This window comes from Gottfriedia luciferensis (assembly GCF_001712755.1).
Classification (GTDB): Bacteria; Bacillota; Bacilli; order Bacillales; family Bacillaceae_G; genus Gottfriedia; species Gottfriedia luciferensis_B.
In genome coordinates, this window is the sequence record NZ_MDKC01000033.1 from 231,853 (window position 1) to 254,938 (window position 23,086).

24 protein-coding genes and 1 other annotated feature are annotated in these 23,086 nt (G+C 32.9%); of the genes, 7 read left to right on the plus strand and 17 right to left on the minus strand.

Translation table 11 applies throughout. The features are described from left to right. Positions 1-121 precede the first annotated feature (121 nt). Positions 122-433 carry a PepSY domain-containing protein gene (locus BED47_RS17585; protein WP_056473349.1) on the plus strand — a complete coding sequence of 104 codons (312 nt, stop codon included), beginning with the start codon at positions 122-124 and terminating at the stop codon, positions 431-433. Positions 434-447: 14 nt separating this feature from the next. Here the strand turns inward: BED47_RS17585 and BED47_RS17590 are convergent, their stop codons facing one another. Together BED47_RS17590 and trmB are read right to left on the minus strand one after the other, a co-directional pair. After that, positions 448-1,290, minus strand: coding sequence for a YtnP family quorum-quenching lactonase (locus BED47_RS17590; RefSeq protein ID WP_069034714.1), 843 nt, complete (start codon positions 1,288-1,290; stop codon positions 448-450). A gap of 225 nt (positions 1,291-1,515) precedes the next feature. After that, positions 1,516-2,157: a tRNA (guanosine(46)-N7)-methyltransferase TrmB gene (trmB, locus tag BED47_RS17595; RefSeq protein ID WP_069034715.1), complete on the minus strand. Its 642-nt coding sequence runs from the start codon at positions 2,155-2,157 to the stop codon at positions 1,516-1,518. A gap of 150 nt (positions 2,158-2,307) precedes the next feature. Between trmB and BED47_RS17600 the strand changes: the two genes are divergently transcribed. Further along, positions 2,308-2,586: a YtzH-like family protein gene (locus BED47_RS17600; RefSeq protein WP_069034716.1), complete on the plus strand. Its 279-nt coding sequence runs from the start codon at positions 2,308-2,310 to the stop codon at positions 2,584-2,586. Positions 2,587-2,617: 31 nt separating this feature from the next. Here the strand turns inward: BED47_RS17600 and BED47_RS17605 are convergent, their stop codons facing one another. The 5 genes from BED47_RS17605 to pepV form a co-directional block, all read right to left on the minus strand. Further along, positions 2,618-3,406, minus strand: coding sequence for a phosphotransferase family protein (locus BED47_RS17605; RefSeq protein WP_175403518.1), 789 nt, complete (start codon positions 3,404-3,406; stop codon positions 2,618-2,620). A gap of 140 nt (positions 3,407-3,546) precedes the next feature. Then, on the minus strand, positions 3,547-5,712 hold the full coding sequence (gene pulA, locus BED47_RS17610) for a type I pullulanase (RefSeq protein WP_069034717.1): 2,166 nt from the start codon (positions 5,710-5,712) through the stop codon (positions 3,547-3,549). 225 nt (positions 5,713-5,937) lie between these two features. Next, positions 5,938-6,489, minus strand: coding sequence for an RNA 2',3'-cyclic phosphodiesterase (gene thpR, locus BED47_RS17615; RefSeq protein ID WP_069034718.1), 552 nt, complete (start codon positions 6,487-6,489; stop codon positions 5,938-5,940). Between the two features lies 1 nt (position 6,490). After that, entirely contained in the window at positions 6,491-7,678 is a 1,188-nt protein-coding gene (locus BED47_RS17620; protein ID WP_069034719.1) for an MFS transporter, read from the minus strand. A gap of 129 nt (positions 7,679-7,807) precedes the next feature. Then, positions 7,808-9,211 carry a dipeptidase PepV gene (gene pepV, locus BED47_RS17625; RefSeq protein ID WP_069034720.1) on the minus strand — a complete coding sequence of 468 codons (1,404 nt, stop codon included), beginning with the start codon at positions 9,209-9,211 and terminating at the stop codon, positions 7,808-7,810. Between the two features lie 307 nt (positions 9,212-9,518). Here pepV and BED47_RS17630 point away from each other — a divergent pair, with 307 nt between their 5' ends. Continuing rightward, complete coding sequence (locus tag BED47_RS17630; RefSeq protein ID WP_056473526.1) at positions 9,519-9,719, plus strand: DeoR family transcriptional regulator; 201 nt, start codon at positions 9,519-9,521, stop codon at positions 9,717-9,719. 82 nt (positions 9,720-9,801) lie between these two features. Here the strand turns inward: BED47_RS17630 and BED47_RS17635 are convergent, their stop codons facing one another. Together BED47_RS17635 and BED47_RS17640 are read right to left on the minus strand one after the other, a co-directional pair. Continuing rightward, entirely contained in the window at positions 9,802-10,524 is a 723-nt protein-coding gene (locus BED47_RS17635) for a pseudouridine synthase (protein WP_069034721.1), read from the minus strand. A 204-nt stretch (positions 10,525-10,728) separates the two neighbouring features. Continuing rightward, a complete protein-coding gene (locus BED47_RS17640) occupies positions 10,729-12,348 on the minus strand; it encodes a putative polysaccharide biosynthesis protein (protein WP_069034722.1) in 1,620 nt (539 codons plus the stop codon). A 151-nt stretch (positions 12,349-12,499) separates the two neighbouring features. Here BED47_RS17640 and BED47_RS17645 point away from each other — a divergent pair, with 151 nt between their 5' ends. Continuing rightward, positions 12,500-13,771, plus strand: a complete 1,272-nt coding sequence (locus tag BED47_RS17645) for an NAD(P)/FAD-dependent oxidoreductase (protein WP_069034723.1) — start codon at positions 12,500-12,502, stop codon at positions 13,769-13,771. Positions 13,772-14,005: 234 nt separating this feature from the next. Here BED47_RS17645 and BED47_RS17650 read toward each other — a convergent pair whose 3' ends face one another. From BED47_RS17650 to BED47_RS17675, 6 genes are all read right to left on the minus strand, one after another. Next, positions 14,006-14,221 carry a DUF2553 family protein gene (locus BED47_RS17650; protein WP_069034724.1) on the minus strand — a complete coding sequence of 72 codons (216 nt, stop codon included), beginning with the start codon at positions 14,219-14,221 and terminating at the stop codon, positions 14,006-14,008. A 201-nt stretch (positions 14,222-14,422) separates the two neighbouring features. Continuing rightward, a complete protein-coding gene (locus tag BED47_RS17655; RefSeq protein ID WP_254664613.1) occupies positions 14,423-14,719 on the minus strand; it encodes a rhodanese-like domain-containing protein in 297 nt (98 codons plus the stop codon). A gap of 264 nt (positions 14,720-14,983) precedes the next feature. Continuing rightward, positions 14,984-17,401, minus strand: a complete 2,418-nt coding sequence (leuS, locus tag BED47_RS17660) for a leucine--tRNA ligase (protein WP_069034726.1) — start codon at positions 17,399-17,401, stop codon at positions 14,984-14,986. Positions 17,402-17,480: 79 nt separating this feature from the next. After that, positions 17,481-17,697, minus strand: a binding site (T-box leader). Positions 17,698-17,762: 65 nt separating this feature from the next. Next, positions 17,763-18,965: an MDR family MFS transporter gene (locus BED47_RS17665; protein WP_069034727.1), complete on the minus strand. Its 1,203-nt coding sequence runs from the start codon at positions 18,963-18,965 to the stop codon at positions 17,763-17,765. A gap of 219 nt (positions 18,966-19,184) precedes the next feature. Beyond that, on the minus strand, positions 19,185-19,334 hold the full coding sequence (locus BED47_RS17670) for a glycogen biosynthesis protein GlgD (RefSeq protein ID WP_254664619.1): 150 nt from the start codon (positions 19,332-19,334) through the stop codon (positions 19,185-19,187). Between the two features lie 61 nt (positions 19,335-19,395). Beyond that, positions 19,396-19,659 carry a DUF2524 family protein gene (locus BED47_RS17675; protein WP_069034790.1) on the minus strand — a complete coding sequence of 88 codons (264 nt, stop codon included), beginning with the start codon at positions 19,657-19,659 and terminating at the stop codon, positions 19,396-19,398. 193 nt (positions 19,660-19,852) lie between these two features. Here BED47_RS17675 and BED47_RS17680 point away from each other — a divergent pair, with 193 nt between their 5' ends. The 3 genes from BED47_RS17680 (at position 19,853) to BED47_RS17690 (ending at position 22,063) form a co-directional block, all read left to right on the plus strand. After that, positions 19,853-20,815, plus strand: a complete 963-nt coding sequence (locus tag BED47_RS17680; protein WP_069034729.1) for a TIGR01212 family radical SAM protein — start codon at positions 19,853-19,855, stop codon at positions 20,813-20,815. Continuing rightward, positions 20,812-21,387: a class I SAM-dependent methyltransferase gene (locus tag BED47_RS17685; protein WP_069034730.1), complete on the plus strand. Its 576-nt coding sequence runs from the start codon at positions 20,812-20,814 to the stop codon at positions 21,385-21,387. The genes BED47_RS17680 and BED47_RS17685 overlap by 4 nt, the downstream gene beginning before the upstream one ends. A 199-nt stretch (positions 21,388-21,586) precedes the next feature. Continuing rightward, on the plus strand, positions 21,587-22,063 hold the full coding sequence (locus tag BED47_RS17690) for a hypothetical protein (RefSeq protein WP_069034731.1): 477 nt from the start codon (positions 21,587-21,589) through the stop codon (positions 22,061-22,063). A gap of 82 nt (positions 22,064-22,145) precedes the next feature. On the opposite strand, the gene BED47_RS23790 is transcribed toward BED47_RS17690, so the two are convergent. Continuing rightward, on the minus strand, positions 22,146-22,310 hold the full coding sequence (locus BED47_RS23790; protein ID WP_175403519.1) for a hypothetical protein: 165 nt from the start codon (positions 22,308-22,310) through the stop codon (positions 22,146-22,148). A gap of 217 nt (positions 22,311-22,527) precedes the next feature. Further along, positions 22,528-22,956, minus strand: coding sequence for an RND transporter (locus BED47_RS17695; protein ID WP_069034732.1), 429 nt, complete (start codon positions 22,954-22,956; stop codon positions 22,528-22,530). Positions 22,957-23,086: the final 130 nt, after the last annotated feature.

The window sequence follows — 23,086 nt, forward strand, 5'->3', positions numbered from 1 at the left end:
TATTTTATCTAAAAATAACTCATAATACCAATGCTAACCGTTGAAATGTTGCCCCAGTTTGACTAAGATAAGTAGTAGAATATTTTTTCAAGCGCATAATACATAAATAGAGGTGGTACAAATGAAACTTAAACGTGTCTTAATTGGCTTAGGTTTAGGTGTTGCTGGTGGACTATATTTACAAAAAAAATTATCTTCACAATATATTCCAGCAGAAAAAGCATTAAAAACAATTAAACCAGTATTTCTTTCATATGGTAATGTAACTGGAACTTGGATTCATTCAGAACCAAAGTGGGCAGATTTACCTGATTATGAAGGTGATGTTTATGAAGGTGGTTTTACAGTAGTAGAATCAGATAATGACACTACAAACTATTCATTCATCATTAATGCTGTAAATGGTGAGCTTATTTCTGCTCAAATTGTTTAACAACAATAGCCAAATTACTTGGAGCGTTCGATCGACTGTAATACTTGTCCTTCAGCGCTCCATTTTATTGCTCTAAATACATCGTCATGATAGAACGTAAACCAAGATTTTTTTTGCAAACCAAAATTAACCCATTTTTCTTTTGCGTAAATAGATGTCATTGGGTAATCATCATATGCCATAACCCATAATGGTGACTGATGTGCATGTGTTGGCATTAAATCCCCCATATGCAATAATAGCTCGTCTTCAGTTTCAATTTTTATAATACTGTGTCCATCGCTATGTCCACCTGTGTGAATAATTGTAATCTCATCTGTTAAAGAATATTCTTTTTCAAATGCAATTACTTGGTGCCCAATTGCTTCCCAATTTTCTTTCCAATATGTATTACTTGAACGAATATTCGGATTTCTCATCTCATCCCATTCAATTTGAGAAGTAATAATTTTTGCATTCGAAAATACAGGTTTGAATTCACCATTTTCAAGCCTCGTTAATCCACTTGCATGATCAAAATGCAAATGTGTCATAATGACATAATCAATATCGTCTAGTTTTAATCCATGCTTCGCTAATGATTCTTCTATCATTGAATCTTCGGTAACGCCAAAATTTCTTTTTTGCTTCTCATTTAATTTATTAACACCAATCCCACTATCAATAATTATGTTTAAACCACTTGTTTGAATAAATACCGGGTCAGTACGTAAAGGGATTTGGTTTTTCTCATTAACAATATATCTTTTTGACCAAAGCGCCTTTGGAACAACTCCAAACATTGCTCCACCATCTAAATGGGTATTTCCTCCAGTAAGCCACTGAATTGTACAAGTTCCAATTTTTAACTGTTCCATACTTATCCCCCTTCTTTTTTACTAGACCTAAATATTATACCACTTTTCGAATTTACTGAATATTTCAAGAGCAGGAATAGGTAAAAGAAAGGGAACAATAAGGAATATGAAATGAAAATTCGTTTTAGATTGCCTAAAAATAAACAATCTTATTAAAATTTCGCGTGTTGTAGCAAAATAAAAAAACTATCATGATAAATAGATCACGATAGTCTTTTGATTAGATTAGTTTCTATAAGCAGCTTCAACTCGGTAAATACGGTTACCTTTTGAAGAAAACTTCTCTTCGTATTCAGTCATAATATTTCCTTCAAAATCACTATTATGAAGATCTAAGCTTAAGAAATGCATAGTCATTCCGTAGTTCGCCATACTCATGATTGAAAACTCGAATAAATCTTGATTATCTGTTTTAAAATGAATTTCCCCATCATTTTTCAAGATTTGTTGATACATGTTTAAAAATGTTTTATATGTTAATCGACGTTTTTCATGACGAACCTTTGGCCATGGATCAGAAAAGTTTAAATAGACTCGATCTATTTCTCCGTCCTCAAAGAAATCCGTTAATTTTTGAGCATCTACATTTAACAGCTTTAAGTTTGGAACTTCAGCTTCAATTAATTTATCTAATGCATCAGAAATTACACTTGTATATTTCTCAATGCCAATATAGTTAATATGAGGATTGGCCTTAGCCATACCGACCATAAAACGACCTCTACCCGTACCAACCTCGATATGAATAGGTTGATCATTTTGGAAAACTTCATTCCATTTCCCTTTTTGTTCTGACGGATTTGGAATTACATAATGAGCATTTTCTTTAACTTGATCTGCCGCACCTGGCTTATGTCTTAATCTCATAAGATTTTACTCCCTCTCGATTTTGCAATTTATATTTACTCAAAGAAAAAACCAAGCACGATGGCACTCGGTTATTCACGTATAGTATAAAATCATTTCGTATAACACAAACTATTTCAAGTGTACTTAATAAAAAAAGGATGTGAATTTATGCCTTTAAATCATGAACATCAATTAACAATTTTACGAGATATTCTAATGAATCACCAATCTGACTGTTGTGGAACTGTATCAGAATGTGAACAATTGGAAAGACTTGTTCAATCCTTATTAACGAACGACCAAATAACAGATGATGTGAAAAGCATGTTAAATGACGTTTATTATTATAGTCAGTCTGGAAAGTATTCTGCTGATTTAGATCAACACATTACAAACCACCAAAATCAACTCTCACAATGGGTGACTGATTTTAATACTTATTCTTAATCTATATGACAATTTCCGAGGAAATTTTTATTTAATCTAATATCTTCTCTAGCAGGCTCTTCATTTTTTGGGTCTGCTTTTCATTTTCACGAAGAGTATACCATTTAATCCAAATGATTGTTTGAGCGACTACATACCATGTCATTCGATTTAATAGGTCTTCAGTTAATTTTATTCCATAATTTCGAAGCCATTTGTCCCAATCGTTCTGTTCTACATAGGTGAATAAAAACATGCCCAAATCAAAAGCTTTATCAGCAATGATTGCTTCATCCCAGTCTATTAAATATAGATTATTTGTCTCAGTAAGTAACCAATTATGATGATTTAAATCACTATGACAAACAACTAAATCCTCTGAATCAAAAGATGGCATATTTTCCTCTAAATATTCGATACCTTTTACAATGATCTGGCTTTGTGTAAACTCTTCAGTAAGATTTCCTACAATTGTTTGCAGTAATTCCTGAGGTTCTAAAGGATTAATCCCTAGCTTCGTTAACATATATAACAATTCTTTGGAAGAATGGATACGATATAAAAATTGCGCAACCCCTTTCGCAGAGAGCTCATAAGGTTCTAAACTACGTGCAATCACCCACTCTTGTGCAGTAAGTACATCACCATTTTCTAGTCTTCTAGTCCAAACTAATTTTGGAACAAAGCCAGCTGCTGATAAAACTGCTAAAAAAGGAGAAGAATTTCGTTTTAGAAATAATCTCTTATCATTATTTTCTGCTATATACGCTTCACCAGTAAATCCACCGGCTGGCGAGATTGTCCATTCTTTTCCGAGTATTTCTTGTATATGATTATCCATTATTCTTCCGTTCCTTGTTGTTATATATGTTTGTATTTAATATTATTTTATTACAAAAAGAAAGATAGCCTATTACAATCAGCTGCAATAAGCCATCTTTTACAAGTTTACATTGTTTAATTAGAATCTGCAAGTAGTTGCTAGTATTTTACTAATACAACGGTCGAAAGCGATGGCATTGGTAATTTATTACAATCCACTTTCATCCCTTTTTTAACATAATGATTATGACCATCCCATATAAATTCCCAATTGTCTTCTTCATTCCCTAAATCAATGTAAATATCAGAAAGACCATTATGAAATAACACCATTATCTCTTTAACTTGGTCGATTTCTTCTATTCCGCTAATTCGGTATCCAATTAGATCTCGATGAATATTAACTGGCGTTACATACTTTTCTATTTCCTCTTTCAAAGAAAAACGGAAACTATTAAAGCGCTTTCGAATTGCGATAAATTCTTTAATAATTTCAATCGATGTCGCTTCCCGTTCAGCTCTTGCCCAATCAATACTATTTATTGTGTCTCCTGAATTATAACTGTTTTCGATCCCTTTTTTTGTTCGAAAAAACTCCTGACCACTATGCAGAAACGGTACACCAAACGAAAATAATACAATACTTGTTCCAAGTAAATGCCTTTTCTTTAGTATTTCCTCATTCTCTTTCTGTTTGGAAAGCTTTAATCGATCCCACATAGTGTGATTATCATGTGATTCAACATAATTGATCGATTGATATGGCTCTTTAAATAAATTTACTTGTTTATTAATCCCAACGCTTCCTAAAAGTAAATCGGACAAGTAATCATTATGAATATTATTGCCTTGTATAAACCCTATTTCTTGAAATGAAAAAGTACTTCCTTTGATTCCATCGCGAAATTTATCATTAAAAAACCCAACCATTGATAGTTGATGACTTTGGTTTATCGTTGCTTTTCGAGAAGATGGACTTAATGATGTATTTAAATCCCAACCTTCTCCAAAAATGATTATTTCTGGTTTTAAGAATGTCAGTTCAGTTACTATTTCATTCATTGTATCCGTATCCAAAATTCCCATTAAATCAAACCTAAACCCATCGATGTCATATTCTTTAGTCCAATATTTTATTGATTGTAGAATAAATCGTCTAGCCATCAATCTTTCAGATGCAAAGTCATTCCCAACTCCTGTTCCATTCGATGGTAAACCACGTTCATCTTGTCTAAAATAATATCCTGGAACAATTTTTTCGAATTGGCTAGTTTGTAATTCATAAACATGATTGTAAACAACATCCATAATAATCCGTAAACCATGTTCATGATAAACCGAAATAAGTTTCTTTAATTCATTTATTCTTTCGATTGGTTCATCTGGTTTTAAACTATAACTACCTTCTGGTGCATTGAAATTCAATGGATTATAGCCCCAATTATAGCTTTGGAAAGGGTTATTTTCATCTATTCCTTCAAAATCAAAAAATGGTAATAATTCAACATGTGTAACTCCTAGCTTGCATATATAATCCAAACCTGTTGAAAAACCATTGTACATCGTATCTTTTTCATGAAATCCTTTAAAAGACCCCTTTTTTTGAATCCCACTTAGTGGATGTGAAGTAAAATCTCGAATACTGGCTTCGTAAATAATACAATCAGTATACTTACTTGGTGGTGTACTATTTACCTTACTAACTTTGCTACTCTTGGATAAATCAATTACTACACTATGTTTACCATTTACAGTAACTGCTTTTGCATAAGGATCGACAGCTTCTCGCCAAATCAGATTCACACATACTAAAAAATTATAAACTAAACCGTCACAATCACGGTCGATTAATGCTTTCCATGTCCCTTTTCCTTCTCGTTCCATAGACATTTCAGTAAACTTTTCTTCTTCACCGTATTCTTGATAAATTCTTAACTTAACCTTAGAAGCAGTAGGTGCCCATAATTTAAATTGTGTAGATTTACTTGTATAAACCGCACCTAAATCTTCTCCATCATAGGCATATTTTTCATCAAAGTCCTTTGAACGAATAACTCCACCTACTTGTAAATCTGTGCGAATACCAAATTCATCTTCAATCTCATACTTCTTTTCTAACAAAAGGACTTCAGTAGTCAAAACAGTATATTTAAAAAAACGATCAAACTCTATTCGAGATACGACAGGAAGCCTAGTTTTCCGACCATCCATTTCAATTAGTTCAAAATATGACTGCTCTGTTTGTTTGTTCGATTTGGGAATAATCATTGTTATTTCTTGAAATCCATCTATATAAGCTTCAAAAGCTCTTTTAATATGAAACAACGCTATTCACCATCCAGACTATAAATTTAAAACTTTTAAATAAAAACTACCTATTCTCGTTATTTATTAAATCGATATGATTAGTATATTCACAAAGAGTTAAAATGGATTCAAAACAAAAATAATGTTGCCCTACCGCTTTCATGCTTCTTCTGAAAGTATTCGTTTATTTCTTCAAATATTTCTTCTATTTCATCAATTTGTTCATGATTTTAAATAATATTTTTACTTTAATGTAATGGATTCAGCAATTTGGTAACTTGGTTTTTGTGAAGGTTGAATTTTATATAAAATGACTTCATTCACTTTGAACTTTAAAGGTTCTTCTTCCCAACTAAGTGGGATTTCAAATTCTTTATCGAACCTATCATTATATTTCTTTGCGATAGTAATATGCGGATTATATGGCCGTTTATCAATTGAAAAACCACTTTCTTCACATATCTTATTAATTCTATTTTGTAACGCCAATAATTCAACACTATCCTCTAAACCAAACCACCATACACGAGGCTGTACTGTACTCCCAAAAATACCTAACTGTTGAATCGACAAATCAAAACTTTTAAAATCATTAAGCTCTTTTTGTAGTTGATCCATAAGCTCTACACTTTTTGTATATGTAACTGGACCTAAAAATGATAAAGTAATATGAAAGTCATCTTTAAAAGTCCATTTCTTTAAAGGTAATTTTGTATGCCATCTTTTTGAATAATCATCTAAAATTTCTTTTATTTGCATTGGCAAAGGAACAGCAAGAAAATAATGTTCACTCAAATTACGCAATCTCCTTTTTATCTTTTATGTTAGATTCTTTTTTTAAGTATTGCATGATTCCAACTGCAACTATACTAAGAGAACCAAATAAAATATAAATTGCTTTAATTGAAAATGCCTCTGATATAAATCCACTTATGAAAGTACAGAACCATTCTCCCAACCCTAAACCTAAACCAGAATAAATTGTAACAGCCGTTGCTTTTAAAGAATCCGGTGCTTGATCTCTTACAAACTGGAGAGCTGCAGGTATAAATAATCCAACCGATAATCCTTGTGTAAGACATGATAAAAAAAGAATCGAAAGCGGAGGATTTGTAAAATAGAAATACCATCTTAAAGCTGATACTAAAGCGGTTGCAATTAATATATTATATATCCCAAAACGATTAATTAATCTCTTAGCTACTTGCAAAAATGGTGCTTCACTACCTGCAGAAATTAGGAATGCTATACCAACACCTGTTAATGTTCCACCTAAAGATTGAATATATAAACCGAAGTAAGTATTATTTGCACTAATTGGTCCAAAAACTAAAAAAGCACAAATTAAAAATAATAAAAATCTTTTATTAGATAGCAAAATCGGGACTCCTTTTAAGATGGGCTCCCTTTTACTAATTGTCATAGCGTTAGGAATAAAGATTGAAATACCTAGACCGACTAAAATACAAAATGCAAATACAAAAAATATAATGACTAAACCAAAAACTTCAGCTAATCTTCCTGAAACTAATACAGCAAGAGCAAAACCAATTGAGCCATATAATCGAATAGCTCCATAATTCCCACCAATTTTTTGGACATAATTCAGAGCAATACTATCTGAAAGAGGAATTAAAGCACTTTGTGTCATTGATAACATGATGACAACAAATAAAAGCATGCCATACGAAGTGATTGTAGAATAGAAAAGTGCAATTACGATTGTGGAGATTTGCGCTATAAGCAACATTTTTTTAGGATTAAGCGTCATGTCACTAACCATACCCCATAGAGGCTGTGAAAAAATAGCAACGATTGGTGTTAGAGACATTAATATTCCAATTTGTGAAGTTGATAAATCCAACACATTTTTAAAGTAAGAAGAAAGTAAAGGCCCTAGTGATCCTATTGCAAAAAATAAACAAAAATAATAGCTCTTAAAAATTAGTAAGATGCTATTTTTACGTGCTTTTAATGTGTTCAAAATTATTCTCAACTCCTAAAATACATAAAAAAGGGGAGGAAATCATCTCCCCTTACTCACTAACCGATAAACGCTCGCTTCACCTTATTGTCTCAATAAATCGGTCGTTTAATCAGTCTAAAACTATCATTACTTAACTAATTCAGCAATTGACTGTGCATAAATTGCAATTGCTTTTAATAAATCATCAATTTCAGCATATTCGTCTTTTTGATGAGCCACTTCCGGTTTCCCTAAGAATAATGGTCCAAAAGCTACACCTGCACTTAATGAACGTGCGTAAGTACCACCACCGATTGTTAACAATGTTGCTTCCTCACCCGTTTGCTCTTCATATACTTTTTGTAAAGTTTGAATTAATGGGTGATCCTTTGGAACATGGTGAGGCTTCGAATTTTTAATTTCATTAAATTCAAAGCTATATTTACTTCCACGTTCAGTAAGTGTTGAAATAACAAAGTCAATATCAGTTGTCACTGGATAACGTAAAGTTAAGCCAAATGAACCACCATTATTTTCTTCGTATTGCATAATTCCTAAATTAATTGTTAAATCACCAGTAATATCATCATTAAACGCAACGCCCATGTTTTTACCGCGAGAGTCACCTTTAAAGTTTTCAACGATAAACTTTAAGAATCGATCAGCATTAACATTAAATTCAAATTGATTTAAAAAGCTTGCTAATGCAATACCCGCATTCTTACCTTTATCAGGTTCCATTCCATGTACTGAAACGCCTTCTACTGCTAAAACTTGGTTTCCATTTTCTTCAGTAACTTCAGCTTTACATCCTAACTCACTAATATGTTTTGTAAATGCTTCTTGATCAAAGTTAGGTCCTGAAACGATAGCTTTTGCATAATCAGGTACCATATTTACTCTTCTACCTGAAGAGAATGAAACTAATTTATATTCACTCTCGTTATCTTCATTTAACTGCACTTGTTTGAAATTAATATCCAATATCCCTTTTTCAGCGTAAATAATCGGGAAATCCGCATCAGGTGCAAAGCCCATTGTTGGCATTTCTTCTTTTTCAAAGTAGTGATCAACACAACGCCATTGGCTTTCTTCATCTGTTCCAAGAATCATACGTACACGTTTATTAATTGGTAAACCTAATTCTTTAACAATCTTCATTGCATAATAAGCAGCCATTGTAGGACCCTTATCATCAATTGCGCCTCGTGCATAAATATTTCCATCTTTAATAATTGCATCAAATGGATCATGAGACCAGCCATCTCCAGCAGGTACAACATCTAAGTGACAAAGAATTCCTACTAGTTCTTCTCCGCTTCCCATTTCTAAGTGACCAGCATATCCATCAACATTTTTTGGAATAAACCCGTCTTTTTCACCTAAATTTAACATGTATGTAAGTGCTTCATTAATACCTTTACCCATAGGTGCTTCTTTTGTAATTGTCGCTTCATCATAAACGCTTTCAATATTAAGAAGTTCAATCGTTTGTTTTAAATAATCTTCTTTACGTTTTAAAACTTCTTCCATCCAATTAATTTGTGTCATAGAAATACCTCCTTTAATATAAATAGTTTAACATCTTTTAAAATTTAAACATAATTTATTCATAAATGGAACGAAAAAAGAAGGAATATGACACTCTTTGTAGAATATATTACCTTAAACTTGCAAAATGATTACGTTTGCGCAAATTTTCATTAAATTTTTGTATTATTTTCATAAATTTCGTTATGAAACTACTGAAAAAGAGTAAAATGAAAATATAAGCTTAACTAGTAATATACTTAACTAACCTGTTATGAAACAATGCGGTAGGTAAAGGAGTGGTTTTTTGAATTCTGGAACTTCTCGAATGCTGACTCGAATTAAAGCCATTTACATGTATATTAGTGAAAATGGCACCGTTTCTACAAAAGACCTAGTGGAGGAGTTTGGTATTACACCTAGAACAATCCAACGAGATTTAAACATTTTAGAGTTTAATAATCTAGTTTATAGTCCAAGTAGGGGAAAATGGGCCGTAACAGGGAAAAAAGTAAAAGCTTCTTCGTAAAAAAAGAAAAACAAAAACCTATGATTGTCTTGTCTGACGTCTAATCAAGGGTTTTTGTTTTTCTTTTGGCTCTCTATTAAATTTATTTCTCTTCGTTAACCGACTTTAATAGGTCAATCTCTTCATCAGTCAATTCTCGATATTCACCTAACTCTAAATCTTCATCTAGCTTTAAAGGACCCATCTCAAGTCTTTTTAAGTAAGTAACTTTCTTTCCTACTGCTTCAAACATTCTTTTCACTTGATGGAATTTACCTTCCATAATAACTAATTCGATCTCAGATTCTTCTCCTGATTTAAGAATTGTTAAATAACCAGGTTTCGTTAAATAACCATCCTCTAGTGTTACGCCTTTTTCAAATGCTTTAATATCAGCTTCAGTTACTACTCCATCAATCGTAGCATAATACTTCTTTGGTACGTGTTTTTTAGGAGAAAGTAATTGATGTGCTAAATGACCATCATTCGTTATTAATAACAATCCTTCAGTATCTTTATCTAAACGTCCAACTGGAAATGGCTCGAAAATGATATCTTCATATTCTAATAATCCGATTACAGTTTCATGCTCCGAATCTTCTGTAGCAGATATAACACCTGGTGGTTTGTTCATCATTAAATAAACAAACTCTTTATACTCTACTACCTCACCATTAACCGTTACAACTTGCTGTTCAATATCAACATGCTCTTTTGGGCTTTTTACAACATTATCTCCAATTTTTACAACACCTTGTTTTAATAAAGACTTTACTTCTTTCCTACTGCCATATCCCATATTGGCTAAAATTTTATCAATTCTCATTCATTAGCACCTTTTCTTTCTAAATAAAAGTTTAAGAAAACTCGCCGATTAGCGAGCTTTTTTAGCGAAGTCAGAGACGTAGTTGCATTTATATTTAATTCTTGAAAATCAGCTTCTACGTCGTTCTCCTCTCCGCTGTCAATTTAAACACTCTTAATGTGTAAAAAAAGGTGAACCACTAAAAAGAAGGTTCACCATATATTTTTATCCTCTTTTTCCAAACTTAAAACGATTCTTTAAACGAGCTCCTAAAATAATTTCAAATAAGTTTAATTTGTACGCAACCCCTAAATAAACAATAGACCCTACAATTGCTCCAATGATGACAAGGAACATTGAAATCATTCGACCATCTTTATAAGTCCACCAGAATCCTAATAAGTATTCTACAGCATAAACCGCTCCGGCCATTAAGCCAGATAAGATAATCATAAAGATAATCCTTCTAAACACTTTATTGAAAGAGAACTGCGCATTTTTACGAATATAATAGAAATTGTATACGATTGAAAATGAATAGCCTAATCCGGTCGCTAATACCGCGCCATATGTTTTAAATGCATAAATTAATGGTACATTTAAAACAATTTTTAATATTACTCCGCCTATTAAACCAATAATCGCATATTTTTGTTTATCTAAACCTTGTAAAATCGCTACATTTACCGTGAAAAGTGAATACAATAAAGCTACTGGAGCATAAAAGCCTAGTATACTTCCACCAAGTGTACTTTTTTGATAAAATGCACTATAAATTGGTTCAGCCAAAACTGAGATACCTACTACAGCAGGAAGAGTTAGGAAGAATACAACCTGGTAGGTTTGGGTAATTTGACTTTGTAGCTTTTTATGATTTTTATTTACGAATGCTTCAGTTATAGCAGGAACAAGTGTTAAACCAAATGCCGTTGCTAATGAAACAGGAATCATAACTAGTTTGTGACTTGTGTATGAAAACATTACATAAGTATTCTCTGCAATATCTTTTAATCCTATTGCTTCCATTGCTCTATTATAAGTAAACTGATCCACTAATTGATATAACGGGATAGCAAGTCCAACAAAGACATATGGAATTGAATAAGAAAATAATTCTTTAAACATTTCTAATTTAGTAGGATAGATTAATCCTTTTGATTTTGGAAGAAGTTCATCTAAATGAACTTTTCGCTTTCTCCAATACCATAGTAAATTTAAAATACCACCTACAGCACCAATTGTAGCTGCAAACGTCGATAACCCTACTGCTTGAGTAATGGTTCCACCCATAACTTTTAGAATGATATAACTTCCAACTAGCGTAAATACAATACGTACAATTTGTTCAATTAACTGGGATACAGTAGTTGGGCCTGTTGATTGATGCCCCTGGAAAAAACCTCTATATAAACTCTGAGAAGGTACTAATATTAATGCAGTACTTACTATTCGCATAACTGAAACTACATCTTCTACACTATTACCTTTTGTATCCTTTGGAATCATAAGAGGTGCAATATAAGGTGCTATGATATATAACGTTAAAAACGAAAATATACCTGTACATATTAGGAGTAGCTGACTTGCATGAAAAAGCCTTCTACTTGTTTCATATTCTTCAATAGCATTGTACTTCGAAACGAACTTTGCTACAGCTAACGGAACACCTGCAGTAGCTATACTGATAAACAAAGTATATGGAACGTAACCATAATTATATAATGCAGACCCTTTTGAACCAACTAACGCATAAAAAGGGAATGTATAAATCATTCCTAGAAATTTTATTAAAAACGTACCAGCAGTTAATATGAAGGTACCTCGTAGCAATTTTGAATCTGACATAAACTGCCTCCTACCAATTCTCGATCAAACTAACTAATCTATCTTACCATATCATATACAAAGAAAAAATTAAAAAATGATAAGAAGTTGGAGCTTACTTGAAATAATGGTAAACTGACTAAAAGGAATTTGTAACGAAAGTAGTGAAATAATGGTTTATGACGTGATTGTAATTGGTGGCGGAACTTCTGGTCTGATGGCTGCAATTAGCGCTGCTGAAAACAAAGCTAAAGTACTTTTACTTGAAAAAGGAACTAAATTAGGACAAAAACTCCTTATATCAGGTGGTGGTCGTTGTAACGTAACAAATCGCTTACCTATAGAGGAAGTTATTAAACATATACCTGGAAATGGCCGATTTTTATATAGTGCATTCTCTATCTATAATAACGAGGATATTATACAGTTTTTTGAAAACATGGGAGTCGCATTAAAAGAAGAGGATCACGGGAGAATGTTTCCTGTATCAAATGACTCAAAATCAGTATTAAATGCATTAATGCAAAAACTAAAAAAACATCATGTAGATATTCAGACCAATCGAACTGTTAAAGACGTACTCTATGAAAATGGTAAAGTAGTCGGAATCATATTGGATGATCGAACAGTCATTCACTCAAAAAGTGTTGTCCTTGCAGTAGGTGGTAAATCTGTTCCACACACAGGATCGACAGGTGATGGATATGCTTGGGCAAAAAAAGCTGGTCATACAATAACTGAACTCTTTCCGACAGAAGTACCTATAACTTCAAGTGAAGATTTTATTCAAAATAAATCACTTCAAGGCCTTGCATTAAGAGACATTGAATTAAGTGTATTAAATCCAAAAGGCAAAAAAGTGATCGCCCATAAAATGGACATGCTTTTTACTCATTTTGGAATTTCGGGCCCTGCCGCACTACGTTGTAGCCAATTTGTATATAAAGTACAACAAAAGTTTAAAACAAAAAATGTATCAGTTGCGATTGATTGTTTCCCAGAGCAAAACGAGGAGTCATTATTTCAAGACGTAAACAGAATTCTAAAAGAAGAACCTAAAAAAGCGATTAAGAACGTTCTTAAAGGTTATGTACCTGAAAGATATTTACTATTTCTGCTTTCAAAATGTGGAATTGATGAGGCAACTCCTTGTAATGAAATTGCTACGATGAAATTAAGAGAGCTTGTCCAATTATTTAAGGGCTTTTCATTTATAGTAAACGGAACTCTTTCAATTGAAAAAGCCTTCGTTACAGGTGGTGGCGTCTCAACAAAGGAAGTTCATCCAAAAGAAATGTCATCTAAAATCATGAATGGCCTTTATTTTTGTGGAGAAATATTAGATATTCACGGTTACACTGGTGGCTATAATATTACCGCTGCTTTGGTAACTGGTAGATTAGCAGGAGCATCAGCTGCGGATTACTCTCAAACTAATTTTTAAGAAATAAACAAAGGACCGAACGAATACATTTTTTCGCTAGGTCCTATAATCTTTACATATCGAAAAGCATAAGGATTGATTCTTAAGAAACTTTATAAAAGTAAAACTGTTATTCGCCAAGCTTATTGCCATAGTTGTATTCGAAAAACAATCAAACTGATTTTCTAGTTTTAACTTATGCTTTTCAATTATTATATTTTTCTTTGGCACAAATCCACCGTCCCTAATTTAAGGTCAAAGGCGAGCGTTCGATTGTTCGTGTTGCAAGTTCACTAATAAATAGAATCGTCCATCCTCTTCAACATACCCATCTGCCAATTGGAAAGATTGTTTTAAGTCTTTAAAGTAAAACTTTCCAATTAAATACTTTGAAGAATACAACTCCATATGCCCATCTTTAAATTTACCAATTATTTTATCGGTAATATCAATTTTTAATGTTTTAGGCAAATCAACCCCCTCCTTTCTAACAAGCAAAGACCTCAATGAAAAAATATATGAGGTTCTACTTTAATATATGTCACAACTCACGTGCTTAATATTCCTTATATTAAAAAACATTAGCCTAAATTAAACCAAATAAATAAAAAAATCCAACAAAAACGTTGGATTTCAGGTAGGTAGACAAAATATCGATACAGATAAATTTTTTTATTTGATCTCGCCTTCCCAGGCCATCATTCCACCTTCCATGTTGATCGCCTTATAGCCTAGCTCATTTAAATACTCACAAACATTCTCACTTCGAACGCCTGCCTTACAAATAAAAATGTATTCAAATTCTTTATTAAAAACATCTAATTTGCTAGGAATTTGCCCCATTGGAATATGAACTGCTTCCGGAATTTTCCCATACTCAACCTCATAGTCCTCTCGTACATCTACTAAAAATAGCGTTTCTCCTGATTCTAAACGCTCTTTAACTTCATTTGCAGAAATCGTATTCATCATTGCTCATCCTTTCTTTATAGCAACATCTTAACAACTAATTATTTTCTATGCAAAAAGTACGTTTCATTCTTTCCACCTTGATGGCGAGGATGAATTAGTAATTAAGCAAATTGATGAAATTTACTAACTCGCAAAAAGGGTGCATAAGTTAGTAGAAAAGTAATATCTCGAAATTTACTTACCCATAAAAGGACTTGGGTGGTAAAAAATCAATAGTAAACAAAGAAAAAACCTCAAAAGAGGTTTTTTCGAATTAACTATTTAGTTAGCAACAATATTTACTAATTTACCTGGTACAGCAATGATTTTTCGAACAGTTTTGCCTTCAACTTGTTCCTTAACTGCATCGTCTGATAATGCAATTTGCTCCATTTGCTCACGAGAAGCATCTTTTGCAACAAGTAATTTCGCTTTTACTTTACCATTAATTTGTACTACGATTTCAATTTCGTCTTCTACAAGTTTAGCTTCATCGTATGCTGGCCATGTAGCATATGCAATTGAATCACTATGACCTAGCTTACTCCAAAGTTCTTCACCGATATGAGGAGCTACTGGTGCTATTAATTTTACAAAACCTTCTACCATTTCTTTTGGTAATTGGTCAGCTTTATATGCTTCGTTAATAAACACCATCATTTGTGAAATTGCAGTGTTAAAGCGTAAACCTTCAAAGTCCTCTGTTACTTTCTTTACTGTTTGGTGATATGTTTTTTCAAGACTGCTAGAAGTAGCACCCTCTACAATTTTATCTGAAAGCTCTTCATTATCTGTAACAAATAAACGCCATACTCGGTCTAAGAAACGGCGAGAACCATCTAATCCATTTTCTGACCAAGCGATTGATGCATCTAATGGCCCCATGAACATTTCATATAAACGTAATGTATCAGCACCATGGCTAGCAACGATATCATCAGGATTTACAACGTTCCCTTTAGACTTAGACATTTTTTCATTATTTTCCCCTAAGATCATTCCTTGGTTGAATAGCTTTTGGAATGGCTCTTTTGTAGGAACTACACCTAAATCATAAAGGAATTTATGCCAGAAACGAGCGTATAGTAAGTGAAGAACTGCATGCTCTGCTCCCCCAATATATACATCAACTGGTAACCAATGCTTTAGTAATTCAGAATCTGCGATTGCTTCGTTATTATTTGGATCAATATAACGTAAGTAATACCAGCAACTTCCGCCCCATTGTGGCATTGTATTTGTTTCACGTCTTCCTTTTTTACCTGTTACTGGATCAACTACATTAACCCATTCAGAAATATTCGCTAATGGTGACTCTCCAGTACCACTTGGGCGAATATCTTCTGTTTTTGGAAGAATTAATGGTAATTCCTCATCAGGAACAACTGTCATAGTACCATCTTCCCAGAAAATTACTGGAATTGGCTCTCCCCAATATCTTTGACGAGAGAATAACCAATCACGTAGACGATACGTAACTTTTTTCTCACCTGATTTTGAAGAATCTAACCAATCTATTATTTTTTCAAGAGCTTCTTGTTTATTTAAACCGTTTAAGAAATCAGAGTTAACATGTTTGCCATCTCCAGCGTAAGCTTCTTTTTGAACGTCTCCACCTTCAACAACTTCAACGATTGGTAATTTAAATTTAACTGCAAATTCGTGATCGCGCTCATCATGTCCTGGTACTGCCATAACTGCACCAGTTCCATAGCTTGCAAGTACATAATCAGCAATCCAAATTGGAAGCTTTTCGTTATTTACAGGGTTAATTGCATATGCTCCTGTGAAAACACCTGTTTTATCCTTGGCTAAATCAGTTCTCTCTAGATCACTTTTCGATTTAACTGAATCGATGTATGCTTCAACAGCATCTTTTTGATCAGCTGTTGTAATTTGATTAACTAAATCATGTTCTGGAGCTAATACTACATAAGTTGCACCGAATAATGTATCAGGACGTGTTGTAAATACTGTTACTTTTTCATCGAATCCATCAACATTAAAGTAAACTTCAGCACCTTCAGAACGGCCAATCCAGTTGCGTTGCATTTCTTTTAAGCTTTCTGGCCAATCTAATTCTTCTAGATCTTCTAATAATCTATCAGCATAAGCTGTGATTTTTAGGATCCATTGCTTCATTGGACGACGCTCAACCGGATGTCCTCCGCGCTCACTTTTCCCATTGATTACTTCTTCATTAGCTAAAACTGTACCAAGAGCTGGGCACCAGTTAACTGGAATCTCATCTACATAAGCTAATCCTTTTTCAACCATTCTTAGGAAAATCCATTGCGTCCATTTGTAATAATTAGGATCAGTCGTATTAATTTCACGATCCCAATCATATGAAAATCCTAGTGCCTGAATTTGATTACGGAAAGTATTAATATTCTTTTCAGTAAATTCAGCTGGATCATTCCCAGTATCTAAAGCATATTGTTCTGCAGGTAGACCAAATGCATCCCACCCCATTGGATGAAGTACATTATAGCCTTGCATTCTTTTCATTCTTGAAAGGATATCAGTAGCTGTGTACCCTTCTGGATGACCCACATGTAATCCCGCTCCAGATGGATAAGGGAACATATCAAGTGCATAAAATTTCGGCTTGCTTGTATCGTCAGTCGTTTTAAACGTTTTATTTTCTAACCAATACTTCTGCCATTTCTGTTCAATAGAACCATGATTAAAACTCATATTATTGCCTCCTTTTTTCATGTATAAATGGCTCGGCTGTGGCCCTAGCGGTCTACAAATAAAAAAATCCTCCCGTCCCAAAAGGGACGAGAGGATTTCCCGCGGTACCACCCAAATTAATGTAAAAATACATTCACTTGTTTCCGTAACGTGGAACACGACATTTATTACTTGGTTAAAACCGTTCACAAATGTGGCTTATGGGCGAGTTCATGAATAGAATGGATTGACTTTCACCAACCGTCAACTCTCTAAACCTCTTCATATTCACTACTATTCCCAATCATTGCCGATCATTTAGATTTAATTTATACCATTTTATTATAACCAAAGAAAAAGGTCAATTATACATCGCCTATTTTTAAGAAGCAAAAGTTTGATTTTCAGCTTTTACTACTTTTTTAGCTAATCTTTCATAGAGCACAGAGAAAACCATGCTTATTAATAAAAAGACAACTAAAATGATAAATAATACTCTCATATTAAATGTATCAACGAGTGCTCCACCTATAACAGGTCCTAACATTCTTCCAACCGTCGCTGCACTATTTACAATCCCTTGATACATTCCTATACGATCTTTTGGAGCAAGCATGTTTGCAATTGTTGGTACTGCAGGCCATACGAACATTTCTCCAATCGTTAAGATGATCATACCAGTCATAAACATTGAGAACTGTTCAGCAGTACTTACAAAAATAGTCGAAACGATAAAGAATCCAATTCCAAATAACATTTGCTTTCTCATACTTAAATCATATTTGCGAATAGCAGTTGATATTACAGGTTGAGCTATAACAATAAGTAAACCATTTACAGTCCATAATTGGCTATATTTTGTTAAGCCAATGTGTAGATTTTGCATTTCTGAAGCAATCGTAGTTTGCCATTGCACATAAACTAACCAACATAAAACATACGCACAACAAACAATCATCAAAGCCTTCATTGAAGGAGTAAATGAAAATTTTTGTTTTTCTGCTTTTTCCACTTGAGAAGTTTCTTTTATTTCATTAGGTACTCCAATATCTCTAAATCCAAATAAAGCGACTAAGAAGAAAATAATATATAATAGCAAATTAGCGGAGAAAATATAATTAATATTAGCGGCAGCAACAACTCCACCTAACGCCGTACCAATCGCCACGCCAAGATTTTGAGCTACATAAATTGCATTAAAAGCTTTACGACCACCCTCTGGCCATGCCGCTCCAACCATTGCATACATTGATGGAAATACAATACCAACACCAAATCCTAATATTACGAAGAAAAAACTATAATATGCCCAAGAATGATTAATAACCAAACCTAATATTGACAAAAACGTAATACTAATACCAGTAAGGATTGACCTATATCCCCCAAATTTATCAAAAAGCCAGCCTCCTAGCATATTACCAAATACACCGGCCAATGAATTAAACATTAAAATAAGCCCCGCAACAGACAAGGACTTTCCTAAATATATATGGATGTATACTGTATTGAATGGCCATAAAAAAGAATTACCTGTTACATTTAAAATCATACCGATTAACAAAAACCATAGTTTTTTTGGCATCCCTTACTCCCCTCAAAGCTGTCCCTTTTTATCTATTTTTATCTCATTAACTCATTAATTGTAGAGGAGAATCGACCTACTTTCAAGAGGCATGCTTTGAGTGAGGAGAGATAACAAGGCCAAAAAACCTAGAAAATATTAGAAAAGCACCACATAACCCAAAAATTACCAAATGAAATAAAAAAAGGAAGGCATGCCTTCCTTTTCCCTTTTTCTACCTTACCCCTGCTTTGATCTTTGTGGTTGACCTTTTTTAGCGTTATTCATTTTGACTTGATCTACAGCTGAAAGTTCACCTGAGAATTCTGTTTTCGTTTGATTCTTTGTTGTTTGTTCAGGGTTATTACTTTTTGATTTCTTTTTTACCACTTTTGGATTCCTCCCAAGGATTGCATATTCTTGAACGTATTCTTGCATATTCTAATCTCCTTTAGTGCGGAGTAATAATCATTTGATGTTGTAGCTTTGTTAATTGTCTACGTAAACGATTAAATTCATCTCTATTTTCTAAATTTGCAAGGTTTTCAACTTTTTCTAACTGCATAATTGCTTGTTCAAGCCCTGCCTGTGCTTCAGAATACTCGATTCCGTTAAAATGCTCTTGTCGCATGCCAATTTCTAATTGTTGCACTGCATAATCATAGGCTTGTTGCGCTTGTTGTACTTGTTCTTGTCCGAAATTGCGATCTGTTATTCCCAAGAAAATACCTCCTTTGAGACTTTAATGAAGTATCCGATATGTAGGTTACCTCAAGGATAGTATTTCCGAACCTTTCAATCAGAGTACAATAATTTCTTTACAAATAAGAAAGGTTTTTCCATTTGGTTTTCTTAATAGAGCATGATAAAATCGATAATATTGACTTAAATTAAGGGAGGGATGAGGAATGACAAAAAACAATCCTTTTCCATATACAATAGATCATAAAAGATATCATTCATGGAATTATCACTTAAGACAACACTTTGGTGAAAAAGTTTTTAAAGTTTCAATCGACGCAGGATTTGATTGTCCAAATAGAGATGGTACAGTTGCGTTTGGAGGTTGTACTTTTTGTAGCGCATCTGGTTCAGGAGACTTTGCAGGAGATCGAGCTGAAGATGTTGTAACTCAATTTCATAAAATAAAAGATAAAATGCATGAGAAATGGCAAAACGGAAAATACTTAGGCTATTTCCAAGCATATACAAATACTCACGCACCAGTAGAAGTATTAAAACAAAAGTTCGAGCCAATTTTAGAGCAAGAAGGTGTTGTTGGTTTATCAATCGCAACAAGACCGGATTGTTTACCAGATGATGTTGTTGAATATCTTGCAGATTTAAACAAACGAACTTATTTATGGGTTGAACTAGGATTACAAACTGTTCATGAAAAAACTGCAAATATTATTAATCGTGCACACGATTATAAAACCTACGTAGAAGGCGTAGAAAAATTAAGAAAGCACAACATCCGTATTTGTTCACATATTATTAATGGTTTACCTCTTGAAACTCCAGAAATGATGATGGAAACTGCAATGGAAGTTGCTAAACTTGATATCCAAGGAATTAAAATTCACTTACTTCACCTATTAAAAGGTACTGCAATGATGAAGCAATATGAAAAAGGACTAGTTGAATTCATGGATTTTGACGCATATATTAACTTAGTCGTTGATCAACTTGAAATCATTCCAAGTGATGTAATCGTACATCGTATTACTGGAGACGGTCCACCTGACTTATTAATCGGACCAATGTGGAGCTTAAAGAAATGGGAAGTACTAAATGCAATTGATCGTGAGTTTGAACGCAGAAATAGCTGGCAAGGTAAATACGCAAATAATCGAGTAGAATTAACATGATTCTAGATCGTATTTTACCGTATGCTAGAAAGCTTCTCCAATCAACTGTTAAAGAAGGTGATATTACCATTGATGCCACAATAGGTAATGGTCATGATACAGTATTTTTAGCAAAATTGGTTGGTGAAACTGGTCATGTATACGGATTTGATATCCAAGAACTAGCGATTCAAAAGACGACTGAAAGAATAAATAATGAAAATTTAAGCAATCAAGTTACACTTTTGCAAACAAGTCATGCAGAAGTAAAAAAAGCAATCCCAGCTTCGTTACACGAGAAATTAAAAGGTGCAATTTTTAATCTTGGTTATTTACCTGGTAGTGATAAATCAGTTGTAACAGTACCCGAATCTACCATTTCATCAATAGAACAAATACTTGAAATGATGGCCCCAGAAGGGATTATCGTAGTAGTGATTTATCATGGACATGAAGGCGGAGAAATTGAAAAAGATGCATTAATGAACTTTGCTCAAAACATCCCCCAAGACTTGGCTCATGTATTAACTTATCGATTTATTAATCAAGCAAATAATCCTCCTTTTATATTAGCAATTGAAAAAAGAGCTTAAAAAAAAACTGTCTAATTTTAGACAGTTTTTTTATGTTGTCTCCCCAATTATTCAAAAGTACAATTATAGAATTTTATTCTGATCCCCTCATAACCATTATAAACACCTTAAAAATTCATTAAAATTTCATTAATGGTAAATTTTTCTTGAAAAATTGGTAAAGATAAAAAAATCAAAAAAAAGAAAGAAGGTTTTCAAAATGAAAAAAGCAATTTTTGCAGGTGCAGTAGTTAGTCTTTTTACACTTAGTACAATCACAGTAAATGCCGAAAACATCGCGGCAGCAAATTATTATGTCCATCCACATCATGATCATGATGCGACAACTGATGATGGTGAGCATCATAGACATCATCACCATCACAAAGCAAATAAAATGTTAGAAAACCACAAAAAAGAAGTTGTTAAGTATATTTCAAATTATTTAAACCAACCTGAAGCTAATATAAATAAAGCTGTAGAGCAACATAAAATGGAAATGAAGAAATTAATATTTATCGCAGTTGTCTCAAAACTTTCAAATAAACCTTTGGAAAATATCATCGCTCAAAAAGGTAAAACAAATTCATTTAAAGAAATATTAGATAATAATAATATTAAACGTGAGCAATTTTTTGAAGAAATGAAAAGAGTTCATCGAGATATATTTACTCAAATTGAACCAACTAAAAATTAAATTTAAAAGAGTGCCCCTTAAGTCATTATACTTATTGGGCCTCTTTTTTTGTTTAGGCTCTGTTAAAATAAAATGTTGATTTTTACGTACTAAAAAAGACTGTTTTTTCTTTTGTAGAAAATTCACGTGTTTCTTCAACTTTTTTTTGGCTCATATCTGGATCTAAAACCGAACCAAATGTTAATCCTTCTTTGAGACCTTTTACTACACCTTTTAATAAACCATCCTGTTTCGTATTTTCAGTCATTAAAATAACCTCCTCTCACTAATGATTGTATAAAATAATTGATCACTTTACTGGTAAAGAAAAATTGTCTAATGATGAAGTTGAAGAACTTAAAAGAGCAACAAAGTATAATCGTAATACTTAACCTTTATTTTAAAAACAGAATCTCCATGTAGAAGATTCTGCTTTTTCTTATGTAACTAGCGCATTAGTTAGTTGAATAAGAAAATGGAATAAGTTAACCTTTAATGCTCTTACTACGTTCAATAAGAGTGGAAACGAAATAAGATATTATTAAAATCATCCCTATAAAGAAAGCGATAAAAAAACCAACCATCCCTTGAATACCAATCCATCCAACGGTGAATGTTAGAAAAAATAATTCATAACAAAAGCCAGCCATTATTATCGCAACAGGTACGTTAAAAGGAAATAATCGTTTCCAACCTATTGCTAATGAAGTCGAAATGACTAGTATCGCAATCGAAATGATTGTATGTAATAAGCCCCAACGAAATTCCATACGAGATTGTGCCTCTTCACCAAAAGTGGTAAGAGGTCTAGTATTTAATTCATAGACTGTGAGGATTACTGTAACAGCCCCTACAAACATAACTAGGATAAAAATAACCCAGTTTACCATTTTTAATGTGTTTTTATTCTTCACTTGATCCTCCTAAATTAAATAATTCTTCTCCCATAAAAGCCTCCGGTATAAAAATTTAAAATAATTGTATATCCATCTCGAAAAATAATTTTTACCAATTTTTTACAATTATTAATTCTATAAAAAGTTG